Genomic DNA, 13,290 nt, shown 5'->3' with positions numbered 1-13,290 from the left:
AGATAGTATTTCGTTAATATGTGATCGATCTTTGCTTTGGCCTTTGTAGTAAAAGAAATCATAGAAGCAGATTTTCACGACAACAAGGATACGGGTTTCAGCTTTTTATCTTAAGAATCTGAAAAAGTAAGGTTCGGTGACTTGAGCTTTTATCTCGATTTGATGACAAAACAAGAGTCGTTTAATTTGATTACACGTTAATCGTTGGTCATATGTCGAGTAAGATGTCATGAAAGAAAAAACACTGTTCCAGTTAAATGGCACATCATCTCAGCTGGTTGTTGAGGTCGGTGATTTTGCAGAAATTCTCCATTGGGGTAAGAAAATCTCTGGAAGCTTAGAAAGTTTCCGTCAGTCTTTGTATCGTCCAATTCCCCATGGACGTTTAGATAACGATGTTGCCATGACGACATTGCCTGAATTAGGTCGTGGTGTCTTTAGTAGCCCTGGCTTAGAAGGCCATCGTGATGGTCATCATTGGGCACCTGTCTTCTTCCTAAAAAACGTCGAGAAAAGTGGCGACATTCTGAGCCTTACTAGCGAAGATCAACGGGCCGGATTAAGTTTGCTAACTGAGATTTGTCTTGATGAATTTGATGTCGTGAAAACACGCCACACTTTAATCAATACCAAGTCAGGGAAATACTTTGTCAATCGCTTTGCAAACTCGATGCCATTACCCGCAAGAACCACTGAGTTGATGACATTTCATGGACGCTGGGCAAGAGAGTTCCAAACTCAACGTCAGCCGTTACTTCACAATGGTTATCAACAAGAGAATAGACGTGGTCGTACATCCCATGAACACTATCCCGCTATGGTTTGCGGAACGGCTAATTTTAGTGAGATTCAGGGAGAGGTTTGGGGATTTCATTTTGCTTGGAGTGGTAATCATCGACTTCGCGCTGATGTGAAAACGGATGGTCGTCGAATGATGCAAGCTGAAGTGATTTATTTTCCTGGAGAGATTTCGCTTGAAAAAGGGGAAAGCATATCTACACCATGGTTGTATGCCAGTTATAGCGAAAACGGCCTTAATCAAATGAGCCATCATTTTCATGATCATGTAAGGGAATCGGTTCTGGCTGATGATTTTAAAAATAAGCCCCGCCCTGTACACCTAAATACATGGGAAGGCATTTATTTTGATCACGAACCTGAATATATCATGGAAATGGCTTCGCAAGCGGCTGAGTTAGGTGTTGAGCGCTTTATTATTGATGATGGCTGGTTTAAAGGTCGGAATGATGATACGGCAGCGCTTGGTGATTGGTTTTTAGACGAACTTAAATATCCAAACGGTCTGTTGCCAATTGTCGAGCATGTCAATCAGTTGGGGATGGAGTTTGGGCTATGGTTTGAGCCCGAAATGATCAATAAAAATTCGGATTTATACCGAGCGCATCCCGACTGGTTACTTGCTGTTGATGGTTATGAACAGCCCACAGGTCGACATCAGTATGTTATTGATTTACAGAATGATGATGCCTTCAACTTCTTATATGAGCGATTGGATTATTTCCTAAGCGCTTACAATATTGGTTATATAAAGTGGGATATGAATCGAGAAATTGTTCAGCCTGCGCACGATGGCGTGGCGTCTGGGTGTAAACAGACAGAACGTTATTATCAATTAGTCGACAAGATCAGAGCGAAGTTTCCTCATGTGAGTATTGAGTCTTGTGCTGGTGGTGGTGGTCGCATTGATTACGAGATCTTAAAACGCACCGACCGTTTTTGGGCTTCGGATAATAATGATGCGCTAGAACGGCAAGGGATCCAAAGAGGAATGAGCTATTTCTTCCCGCCAGAAGTCATGGGGAGCCATATTGGTGCAGACAAATGTCATTGTACGCGCCGCCGTCATAGTATTGAGTTCCGTGGGGTCACAGCATTGTTTGGCCATATGGGAATTGAGCTTGATCCGGTTAAAGAAGATGGCGAGGAAAAAGCGCATTTTGCTCGTTATGTTGCACTGCACAAACAATTAAGATCGCTTTTACACACAGGAACAATGTGGCGCACCCCAACGGATGATCCAGCACATCAGGTGTTGTCGGTGGTTTCAGAGGATCAATCACAAGCCGTTGTTATGGTTACACAGAGTGCAATGCCAACACACTCTTTGAGCGGTAACCTTCGAATCCTTGGGCTAGATAGTAATTCGACGTATCGAATTTATATTCTCGATAAACCGAAAAACTATAACGATATTGTGGTTTTTCAACCGCCGTGGAGCAAAGAAGGATGTGAATTGAGCGGTGAATGGTGTAAGGAAGTGGGATTAAGTATGCCGATATTAGACCCGGAAACGGCAATATTAATTAAAGCTGAAAAAATCAGTTAACTGCCCATTTTAATAAAGGAAGGCAGTACTGGTTGTTCATAATGTGCCATCGATATATGTATATCGATGGCAAACATGGGGTAGTAACATGTCTAGTAAATTAACCATAAAAACCAAAGCGTCCTACGGGCTTGCAGCATTGGGTAAAGACTTTGCTTGTGCGCCAATTTATATATTTCTAATGTTTTATTTTACCGATGTCGCTGGCATTTCGGCAGGTTTTATAGGGACCATATTTCTCGCAGCGAGAGTCATTGATGCGGTGACGGACCCGATAATGGGAATGATCGTGGATAATACGCGCTCGAGATTTGGAAAGTTTCGCCCTTGGATTGTTATTGGGACACTTCTAAACTCCGTGGTGCTTATTGCTTTGTTCCGAACTCATACCTTTGAAGGCACACCTCTCTATATATATGCAGCGGCTGCTTATATTTTATGGGGATTAACGTATACCATAATGGATATTCCATTTTGGTCTATGATACCTGCGCTATCCAGTTCCCGTCAGGAAAGAGAGAAACTTGTTGTTTGGCCGCGTATTTTTGCCAGTATGGCTTGGTTTGTCACGGGGACTTATGGTTTAACGATAATCAAAAAGTTGGGAAATGGCGATCAAGGTGAAGGTTTTTCGAATCTTGCATTGTTAGTGGCGGTCTTATTTATTATGAGTGCTTTTTTGGTGGCGAGAAATGTTAAAGAGAATACTACTGTTGACCAAAAAACAGCGAGATTTAACTTAAAAGATGTTGTTTATATTTTAAAGTCTAATGATCAATTAAAAGCCTTAATTAGCTCTGTGTTGACCTTTCAAATTGCGAATATGATTGTAGGTGGATTTGCCATTTACTATTTTACTTACGCATTGAATAAAGTGGAGTTATTTTCTATCTACATGATGGTTTCAGGGATATCAGAAGTTGCTGGGGTATTTTTATTGCCTCGCATCGCAAGAATAATTCCGCGAAAAAATTTATGGTTATTTGCGATGAGCTTTCCAATCCTATCAAGTTTATCCCTATTGGTTATGTGCACGTATTTTCCGGGCAGTGTCTTTTTAGTCGCGCTATCAGGTGGGGCAATTAAATTTGGCGTAGGATTAACAAACGCACTTCAAACTGTCATGCTAGCGGATGTTGTCGACTATGGTGAATATAAGACAGGACATCGTAGTGAAAGTGTTATTTTTTCCGTGCAAACAATGTTAGTGAAGTTTGCCGGAGCTGCTGGCGGGTTTGTTGTTGGTGTCGGGTTATCATTAGTCGGATATATTCCAAATGCAGTTCAAACCACAGAAACTATCTCTGGATTAGAGTTTATGATGATATGGCTACCCACATTATTAATGTTAGCAAGTATTATTATATATAAAAAATTCTATAGACTGCACAATGGGTTTGATAAAAATAAAGTTGAAGAAACGATGTTAAGGTATGGTTTTAAGTCTATACGAGCGATGTGATAAGTGAATGTGGAATTATTAAATTAGGTACCTTTATAACCAAAGGAGGTGAAAATAACTCGAAAATTCTATTTTAAGTTTATAATTAACTATCTACTTCGATAACTTTATCCAAATAACGAAATAATGGCCTTTGACATAAAGGCAAGGTTTTTATTATCTAAATTTTATTAACTAATAAAAAATAATACTATAGGTAAAATTATGAATAGAGCACATAAATTATTTTTAGGTTCTGCCACTGTACTATTTTCATTATCAGCAAACGCGGGTATCAGTATCATTGACAATGAACGAGGTAACTTTGCTATTGCTGGTAATGTTGAGTTAAATTTTAACTATCGAGATCGAGAGTCAAATGTTTCAGGCGACCAAGAGTTTAACCAAGATGGGCGGGTACTTGTTGAATTTGCGGGGGAAAAATACTCCAATCATGACTATTTTGTTGGTGTCAAAGCTCAACCCCTATTTGAAAGTACGGGTAATGTTGTATTAGATGATGCCTACTTTGAGTTTGGTAAAAAAGATGGGTGGGCAGTTAAAGCTGGTCGTTTTGAAGCTGCTGACATGTTTCCTGTTGGCTTGGATGTATTTCTAGAGTACTCGGGCGATACGGCTAACGATCTTTACACTGATGGTTGGGCTTATACTTACCAAATGAAAGAAGCCCGTGGCCGCGGAGCGGATGGTCAATTAATGTATCACCAAACTTTTGACAATTTGTACATCGAAGTGGGTTCAATGATGGGGGACCGATCTAACTTATTTAGAGACGGTATTGATGGAAGCTATCACGGCCATGAGATTGATAAAAGCAAAGATTCATTTTTAATTCGTCCTCTTATTGCTTACTCTTTGGGGCAGTTCCGCTTCTCTGCTGCAATGGAAACCAATTTGGTTTCCAATTCGGTCGTTGCCAATGGAGTAGATATTTCACAGCGCACTGGTTATGGACTCACTGGTAACTGGTCTAATGAAAATTGGTCAATTAATGTTAATGTCGCCTATTTAGATGCCGTAGATGAGACGAATTTTAGTTCTGGCATAAATATGGTTTGGGATAACGTTGGTATTGGCTATGTCTATGCAGATAATGAATACAATAATAAAGAGTTGTCAGGCTGGGTTGATGGTAACGTCGAAGTTGCAACAATCTACGCTTCGTATGCATTTAGGGATACTCTGGATATTAAGGACTTTTCCATCCTTTTAGGTTCGTATTACACGGCTATTTCCAGTAAGTTAACGCAGTCATTACCGAATGAATATTTTAAAGAAGATGACGATTATGGAATGCGAGTTCGACTCTATTACGCGTTTTAACCTTACTTAGATGTATGTGAATTTAAGTCATCGTTGAATTTTACAGGTCAATGATGGCTTATTAATTTTCATTTTTACGTATGGGCATATTTTTCTATATAGATTGTTATCGTATTAAATGATTTTTTATCATAAATATTTTATTACTCATTATTAACTACTATGCATATAATATTTAAACGTACTCATTGATATTAGTAAATATCCTCCATCTCTAAACCGATACACCCGTATATGAAAATGGATATCTTCGTTATCAACGTTTATAGATGAGGTTTAAGGGCGTACTAATTTTACTTTAAAAATCTTTGGGGTTATTCGATTTTTTATTTATAAGAAAATTTTCTTGGTATGAGAAAGTGATCCTATTTACTCTTGAAAAGTAATAAAAGGTGACGTCGGAATACAACTCGAATTGATGACAGCTCAAGAGTCGGATAAGTTGAATCTATAAATCAAATAACATGTAACCTACATTAAATATCAAAGGATAGAGCATGATGAATTATAATAAGCATCTATTAGGACTATCAATTTTATCTATGTGTTTTCCTGTTTTATCGGAAGCGCTGCCAGAAGGGGCTACAAAAATTCCGAGCACGCCTGAAATCCCGAACCGCTTGTCGATCGAATATTTCTCTCCAGATCAAATTTTTGAGTTTAAAAAACTTGACCATTACTCAGAGCCGAAATGGCTCACGGATAATTACGTAAAGACAGGCAAACTGCCGCCTGTTGAGCAGCGTTTACCTGAGGCTCCTATGGTCATGAAAACCGCCTCAATGCCTGATGGTGTTGGTGTTTATGGTGGTGTGTTACGCCAGGTAACCGGAGGGCGTCCGCAGGGGTGGAATTGGTCAGCTGCTCACTCTCAAGGTTGGGGTGGTATTAACTATATTGTACAGCAATGTTTAACCCGCACAGGTCCCATGTATCAGCTCAAGACGGATCAATTACAGGTGTTGCCAAACTTAGCCCAGAGCTGGGAGTGGTCAAAGGATGGTAAGACGTTGACTATGCACCTGCTAAAAGGTGCCAAGTGGTCTGATGGGGTGCCATTTACTTCAGAGGATGTACGTTTTTACTGGGAAGATACGGTTTTAGAGCCAAGAGTTCCGTCGTTCTCTTCTCAAAATGCGCTGGGTGACGGCGCCAAGCTGACTATTATCGATGAGTATACCATTCGCTGGTCTTTCAATAAGCCATTTCAAAACCAAGCACTTTATAACATGGCATTTATGACGTTTTGTCCAGGCCCTGCCCATGTTTTAAAACCTTTACATCCTAAATATAACAACCAAGCGACCTTTGAAGACTTTAGCAATGCATTGCCGGCGAATGAGGTGCCTACGGTTACCATGGGGCCTTGGGTTCCCGTGAGTTACAAAGAAGATCAAATCATACTACTTCGTCGCAATCCTTATTATTGGAAAGTGGATGAGAAGGGCAATCAATTGCCCTATATGGATGAGGTGCGTTACAAACTCTCGACCTGGGAGTCGAGAACACTGGAAACAATGTCCGGTAGTGCAGACTTTTCGAATATGGAGAATCCTCCAATCTACATCGAAACACTGCGTAAACTTGCTGCCTCTAACTCCCCGACGCGTGCAATGTTTGGCCCACGCAATCTAGCTTTCCAAATTCAAATGAATATGAATCCGACGTTATCGGTTAGAGATGATCGAGAGGCGGCGATTCGCCAATTGAATCGGAAGCTTAAGTTTCGTAAAGCGATCTCTCATGCGATTGATCGAAAAAGTCTCGGGCAGGCGTTGGTAAAAGGTCCTTTCACGGCTGAATACGCTGGAGGCTTGCATCCTGAGACGGCGTTCTATCGACAAAGTGATGTTGTGTATTACCCATATAACCCAAGACTATCCAAGCAATATCTGGCGGAACTTGGACTCGTGGATTCTGATGGGAATGGTGTGGTTAATTTCCCAGACGATATTAATCACGGTGACGATTTAGAAATTGTGTTCAATAGCGGCAATGGCACCGCAGACAGTGTGTTTAACGATAATTTAGTTTCGATGATGGCAGATATCGGTATCAAGTTGATTCCAAGATTACTCGATAGTGTTCAAGGCGATTCTGCGCGTGATGCTGGCGATTTTGATTGGCGATTAAACCGTAGTGATAAAGAACTGATTGTGCCAATGCAGCGCATGGAATGGTTAGCGCCGATTGCACAAAGTGGTCCGGTATGGCACAGAGGCACGGCAAATAATCCGCAGGTCCTGCAACCGTTTGAGCAGAAGATGGTTACCTTGGCACATGAAATTTTCGCTGAGCGAGATAATAAAAAGCAAGCGGATCTTATTGGTGAGTTAAACCATGAAATGACCAAAAATGTGTATCACGTAGGGTTAGTTGCATACCCTGGTGCTCTACTCGTCAATAAACGTATTCGTAATGTGCCTAATGCACCAATTACGGCCTATCAATGGGCTGAAGATGCCGTTATGCGTGAGCGTTTTTGGGTACCAAAACAGCAGCAGCTAAAAGGTTTGAAACCACATACCGTTCCAGAGTACGAGTAAAACCAGCATAGGGCGGGAAGCTAATCCCGCCGGCTTAAGGGATACACATGTTTGAATTTATGACTAAACGGATACTGAGTACGGTCGGTTTACTGCTGATACTGAGTGCCATCACGTTCGTTATTATCCAGCTCCCGGATGGGGATTATGGTGATTTAATCAAAAACCAAGCGATTTCTATGGGCGGGGCCTCTCCGGAACAAGCACAACGTTTGGCTGATGCTGCTAGGGCACGTTACGGTTTAGACCAACCGATCTTAACTCAGTACGCTAATTGGTTAAAAAATATCGTTTTCCATTTTGATTTTGGGTATTCATTTGCTTACAACAAACCCGTCATGGATGTCGTTGGAGAGCGTTTACCTAGAACGATTTTTATCGCTCTCGGGTGCCACATCGGAGCGACGTTACTAGGTGTATTTGCGGGAATATTTGCCGCGACCAATCAAAATAGAATTGGAGATCGAGTTGCAACGTTGCTGTCTTTTATTGCGATGACAGTTCCGCGATTTGTGATGGCCATCATTATTGTTTATTTCATGATATTTGCTTGGGATATCGGCTCGATTGGGGCAATGAACTCTCCCGAGTATTTATTTGCGCCCATGTCTTGGAACAAGTTCTTCGACACTTTGCTTCATATATGGCCTGTCATTTTTATTGCCGCTTTTGGTGGCATGGCGTTCAATCTTCGATTAATGCGCGGCAACTTACTCGATATTTTAAGAATGCAATATATCGAAACAGCCCGAGCGAAAGGGTTACGTGAAAGCAAAGTGATTTATAAACACGCAGTTCCGAACGCGCTACATAGTTTGATTTCTTATCAAGGCGTCGCCTTGCCTTACATGATTACTGGAGAAATGGAAGCCGCGATGGTATTGGGTATTCCGACGATTGGGCCTCTTATCATTTCGGCTATGGCTGAGCAGGATACTTACGTGATCGGAACAATCATGCTGCTCGTCGCTGCGTTACTTATCGTTGGCAATTTAATCTCTGATTTGTTGCTAGCCATCCTTGATCCCAGAATTCGCTTATCGTAGGTCGTCATCATGAAACAATCACAAAGTTATTCCAGCCTAGTTTGGATACGTTTTAAACGAAATAGAATGGCACTGACGAGTTTGGTTTTACTTACGCTACTTGGTTTAACCTCTATTTTTGCCCCTTTTTTTTCACCGAATAACCCAAAGGTTCGCTTTAGCGAACATATTTACGATGCGCCTGCTAACATTCGGTTTTTTGACTCAGAGGGCGATTTTCATTTACGACCATTCGTCTATGAAAAAGTCATTGAACTTGACCCAACGACTTTTTTGCCAGTTGTTAAAGAAAATAGGGCGCAGCGTATTAGCCTAACGTTTTTTCATCAGGGGTGGGAGTATGACTTTCTTGGTATGACCTTCACAACTCACTTGGTTGGATTAGAAAATGATGCGCCTTTATTTCTGCTGGGCTCCGACAATTTGGGGCGAGATTTGCTCGCGCGTTGTTTCTTTGGTAGCCGTATCACATTGATTTTTGCGATTACTGTTGTATTTATCGTGATCGCCGTTGGTACGGTTGTCGGCATTCTATCTGGTTACTATGGTGGACGGTTTGATTTCGTTGTTCAGCGAATAGCAGAACTGGCATTGGCCTTTCCGGCTGTGCCACTTTATTTAGCGTTAATTGCTGTACTGCCCAAAACAGCGGACTCATTAAACGTATTTATTATGCTGATCATTATTTTATCTTCGCTGCAATGGGCGTTTGTCGCCCGTCAGGTAAGGGCTCAAGCCTTATCGATGCGCAATCTTGATTATATCAAAGCAGCCAAAGCGGTCGGAGCCAAAGATATGCGTATTGTACTGCGGCATATTCTGCCTAATGTCACCAGCAATGTGGTGGTGCTAGCGACAATTATGTTACCCACTATCGTACTTACCGAAAGTTTCTTTAGTTTTTTGGCCGTTGGAGTTAAAGCTCCCATGTTTAGTTGGGGATCGTTACTTAACGCGGCAGGACAATTCCAAACAATTGGTTCCTATCCATGGTTACTTTATCCCGTTGGTTTCATTTTAGTGGCGGTATTAGGTTTTAACGCTTTGGGTGATGGTCTTCGAGATGCGGTTGATCCTTACTCCAATTAAGCGCTTATGTTGAGGAAATAAGATGAGAGATAGAATGAAATCTGATAATCAATCGATTAGCAGAGAGGTTATCGCACGTGTTGCAGACCTTAATGTTGGGTTCAAAACAGAAGATGGTCTGGTGCAAGCACTGCGCGGGGTGAGTTACAGCATTAAAGCAGGGGAAATGGTCGCACTAGTGGGTGAGAGTGGTTCTGGGAAATCGGTCTCAGCTCGCTCGTTAATGGGGCTACTACCTAATCATGCCAAAGTGGGGCAACAAAGCAAAATTAGCTATCGCGACGTTGACATCACCACGGCAAGCGAACGTCAGTTACTCAAGTTACGTGGTAACAAGATGTCCATGATTTTTCAGGAGCCTATGACTTCATTGAACCCACTGTATACGCTAGGTGAACAGGTCAGTGAAGCGATTTTAATTCACCAAAAAATATCGAAGGCTGAAGCAAAAAAAAGAACGATTGAACTGTTTGAAGCGGTACAACTTCCGCATCCTCAAGAACGTTTTGATCAGTACCCTCATCAACTTTCTGGAGGACAACGCCAGAGGGTTATGATTGCGATGGCATTGACGAATAACCCCGACTTACTCATCGCGGATGAACCTACGACCGCACTTGATGTCACTGTTCAGGCAAATATATTACGTCTCATAAAGAACTTACAACAAGATATTGGCATGAGTGTCTTGTTGATTACGCATGATTTAACCATTGTTCGCCAGTTTGCGGACTATATCTATGTCATGAAGCGTGGTGAAGTGGTTGAGCATGGATTAACCGAGAAGATCTTCACCAAAGCAGAGCATAGTTATACCCAGATGTTAATTGATTCCGAGCCGAAAGGCACTGCTCTGCCTGTGCCTCAGGTGTCGCCTGTGATCTTGCATGCTGACAACATGAGTGTTGAATTTAAATTAGGCCATCAAGGCTGGTTCAGTCGCAAGCCAGAGAAAAAACTGCTGGCAGTTGATGATATATCTATCTCCCTCAAGCGTGGCGAAACATTAGGTATTGTTGGTGAAAGTGGTTCAGGCAAAACAACACTCGCCATGGCGATTTTCCAGCTACTCAATACGGGTGAGATTAGGGGGAATGTGACTTATGAAGGGCAGTGTTTAAATACTATCACCAACGAGCAACTTCGTGTTTTGCGCAAAGAACTCCAAGTTGTATTTCAAGACCCGTTCTCCTCTCTCAATCCTCGTCTTTCGGTCAAGCAAATACTTGAAGAGGGATTGACAGTTAATGGGTTATGCACAGATCCCAGTGAACGCCTGATCAAACTTGAAAAAGCGTTACTGGACGCAGGGTTACCCGCGAATATCCTCAATCGCTATCCGCATGAATTTTCCGGTGGTCAGCGGCAAAGAATTGCAATAGCCAGAGCTCTTGTTCTCGATCCTAAAGTAATTCTATTGGACGAGCCAACATCGGCTTTGGATTTAACCATTCAGAATCAGATCGTTCAGTTACTTAAGCAGTTGCAAACCAAAAGAGGGATATCCTACTTGTTCATTAGCCATGATTTACGCGTGGTGAAATCACTTTGTCATCGGGTCTTGGTGATGAGACATGGTGAAGTTGTGGAAGAAGGCTTAACGATTGACGTGCTGGAAAATTCACAAATGGAATACACACAAAAACTGATTAAAGCTGCGTTTGAGATTGCCGCTTAGACTCATCTTTTTTTCAATCGTATAGGCCAATACTTGGAAGTAATGATATGCAAAAATTAGTCGCGGACCCTTTTCGACCGAACATACACTTTACTCCACCATTTGGTTGGATGAATGATCCAAATGGTTTGGTTTACGTTAATAACGAATATCACTTATTTTATCAGTACTTTCCATACGCAAATAAGTGGGGCCCGATGCATTGGGGACATGCTGTCAGCGTCGATCTGTGTCATTGGCAGCACCTGCCGCCAGCGCTTGTACCTGATGCCAATGGAATGTGCTTTTCAGGTAGCGCTATAGTGGATTGGCACAATACGAGTGGGCTATTTGATAACATTGAGCAGCCTGGAGTACTGGCGTTTTACACCGCATGTATTGCTCATGACAATGGACGAGATAGCGATCAAATGCAGAGTCTTGCGTATAGCAAAGACGGCGGATTTAGCTGGGAGAAATTTAGTGATAATCCCATTCTTCCCAATCCGGGATTAAATGATTTTCGTGATCCGAAAGTCATTTGGCACTCGCCATCTCAACATTGGGTTATGGTGGTTACCGAAGGACAGGAGATAGGGTTCTACCGCTCACAAGACCTTAAACATTGGGATAAAACGTCTAACTTTGGCTTGAATGATGGCAAGCATGATGAATTACCATGGGAGTGTCCGGATCTATTTCCAATCCAATTGGAAGATTCAGATATGTGTTATTGGGTATTAATTGTTGGTGTGCAGCGGGGTAGTTACGCAGGCGGCTCTGGCACTCAATATTTTATTGGACAATTTGATGGGGAAGGGTTTACCAATCTTAACGATGCGAAAACCGTTTTGTGGCTGGATTATGGTCATGATTACTATGCAGCACAAACTTGGTCTGATACCGGTAATGGGCATCGAACGTCAATCGCTTGGATGAGTAATTGGCTGTATGCGAACGATGTGCCTACTAAAGCATGGCGAAGTGCTATGACTATCCCTCGAGAGTTAAAACTGGCACAAACGCCATCAGGACTGCGACTTTTATCTTCGTTACCTCAGAATTGGGGCAATCAGCAAGGCTCTATTATAATGCAAGATCATACGTTGCGAATTGGAGAAAGCCTGTTCGCAAATCAGCATCATCAAACTGGGATACTCGAGGGTGAATTTGTATTAAGTCATGGAACGACAATGATTTTTTCGCCTTTGGGGAATGCATCTTTAGTTTATACCTTACAGCGTCTTGAAGGGGGCTATTTAATCACAACCAAACGAACAATTGGTATAGAAGGCGAAAAAAACTATCAGGACCATTTTGCTCATGAAGTGAGTTTATCTATACCGGAGGCAGACAGTATTCAATTGACTGCCGTTATTGACCGGTGTTCTAGCGAATTGCTGTTTCAGCAGGGAGAGTTTTGCATAACAGATTTAAGTTTTGCGTCTGACAAAAACGGATTTTATGTACGTTGTCTTAAAGGTCATGTCAATGTTAGGCACATGAGCTTTGTTCCTAAAGATCATTTTTAGAATGTTGAGTTAACGGGGGCGTCGGGTGCGAAGAAAAACAAGTGGAGCATGTAGTTTTGAACGACAAATAAAAAGCCCCGCAAAGGCGGGGCTTTCGTCAGTACTTTTGCGCTTATGCGAGAACTTCTTTGGCAACTTTAACCACATTCTCAGTCGTAAAGCCAAACAGTTTGAATAGCTCACCAGCTGGCGCAGACTCACCAAAGGTTGTCATGCCCACAACGCGGCCGTTAAGACCCACGTACTTGTACCAGTAATCAGCAATACCAGCTTCCACCGCAACACGAG

General features: G+C 42.0%; 9 protein-coding genes. 8 read left to right on the top strand and 1 reads right to left on the bottom strand.

All coding sequences use genetic code 11. From position 1 onward, the window contains the following. Positions 1–229: 229 nt before the first annotated feature. The 8 genes from ACFFUV_RS18290 to ACFFUV_RS18255 all read left to right on the top strand — a co-directional run bounded on the left by ACFFUV_RS18290 (position 230) and on the right by ACFFUV_RS18255 (position 13,002). Positions 230–2,347 (top strand): alpha-galactosidase, encoded by a 2,118-nt coding sequence (locus tag ACFFUV_RS18290; protein WP_390195587.1) that lies wholly within the window; start codon positions 230–232, stop codon positions 2,345–2,347. Between the two features lie 88 nt (positions 2,348–2,435). Next, positions 2,436–3,809, top strand: a complete 1,374-nt coding sequence (gene melB / locus ACFFUV_RS18285; RefSeq protein ID WP_390195583.1) for a melibiose:sodium transporter MelB — start codon at positions 2,436–2,438, stop codon at positions 3,807–3,809. A 204-nt stretch (positions 3,810–4,013) separates the two neighbouring features. Then, entirely contained in the window at positions 4,014–5,132 is a 1,119-nt protein-coding gene (locus ACFFUV_RS18280; RefSeq protein ID WP_390195581.1) for a carbohydrate porin, read from the top strand. A gap of 497 nt (positions 5,133–5,629) precedes the next feature. Then, the gene (locus ACFFUV_RS18275) at positions 5,630–7,678 is read left to right on the top strand and encodes an ABC transporter substrate-binding protein (protein WP_390195579.1); all 2,049 of its coding nucleotides are present in this window, start codon (positions 5,630–5,632) and stop codon (positions 7,676–7,678) included. 47 nt (positions 7,679–7,725) lie between these two features. Further along, on the top strand, positions 7,726–8,724 hold the full coding sequence (locus tag ACFFUV_RS18270) for an ABC transporter permease (protein WP_390195576.1): 999 nt from the start codon (positions 7,726–7,728) through the stop codon (positions 8,722–8,724). Positions 8,725–8,733: 9 nt separating this feature from the next. Then, complete coding sequence (locus tag ACFFUV_RS18265) at positions 8,734–9,813, top strand: ABC transporter permease (RefSeq protein WP_390195572.1); 1,080 nt, start codon at positions 8,734–8,736, stop codon at positions 9,811–9,813. Positions 9,814–9,868: 55 nt separating this feature from the next. Next, positions 9,869–11,491: an ABC transporter ATP-binding protein gene (locus ACFFUV_RS18260; protein WP_390196002.1), complete on the top strand. Its 1,623-nt coding sequence runs from the start codon at positions 9,869–9,871 to the stop codon at positions 11,489–11,491. Between the two features lie 47 nt (positions 11,492–11,538). Further along, positions 11,539–13,002: a glycoside hydrolase family 32 protein gene (locus tag ACFFUV_RS18255; protein WP_390195569.1), complete on the top strand. Its 1,464-nt coding sequence runs from the start codon at positions 11,539–11,541 to the stop codon at positions 13,000–13,002. A 112-nt stretch (positions 13,003–13,114) separates the two neighbouring features. On the opposite strand, the gene ACFFUV_RS18250 is transcribed toward ACFFUV_RS18255, so the two are convergent. Beyond that, on the bottom strand, positions 13,115–13,290 hold a 176-nt coding region (locus tag ACFFUV_RS18250), incomplete at its 5' end, for a transketolase-like TK C-terminal-containing protein (RefSeq protein WP_446697917.1).

Source organism: Vibrio olivae (assembly GCF_042428525.1).
Classification (GTDB): Bacteria; Pseudomonadota; Gammaproteobacteria; order Enterobacterales; family Vibrionaceae; genus Vibrio; species Vibrio olivae.
This window is presented reverse-complemented; position numbering and strand designations above follow the sequence as displayed.

Bases quoted from the DNA above. Each gene is read 5' to 3' on its own strand.
- ACFFUV_RS18290 (WP_390195587.1), top strand. From the start codon at position 230: ATGAAAGAAAAAACACTGTTCCAGTTAAATGGCACATCATCTCAGCTG.
- melB (WP_390195583.1), top strand. From the start codon at position 2,436: ATGTCTAGTAAATTAACCATAAAAACCAAAGCGTCCTACGGGCTTGCA.
- ACFFUV_RS18280 (WP_390195581.1), top strand. From the start codon at position 4,014: ATGAATAGAGCACATAAATTATTTTTAGGTTCTGCCACTGTACTATTT.
- ACFFUV_RS18275 (WP_390195579.1), top strand. From the start codon at position 5,630: ATGATGAATTATAATAAGCATCTATTAGGACTATCAATTTTATCTATG.
- ACFFUV_RS18270 (WP_390195576.1), top strand. From the start codon at position 7,726: ATGTTTGAATTTATGACTAAACGGATACTGAGTACGGTCGGTTTACTG.
- ACFFUV_RS18265 (WP_390195572.1), top strand. From the start codon at position 8,734: ATGAAACAATCACAAAGTTATTCCAGCCTAGTTTGGATACGTTTTAAA.
- ACFFUV_RS18255 (WP_390195569.1), top strand. From the start codon at position 11,539: ATGCAAAAATTAGTCGCGGACCCTTTTCGACCGAACATACACTTTACT.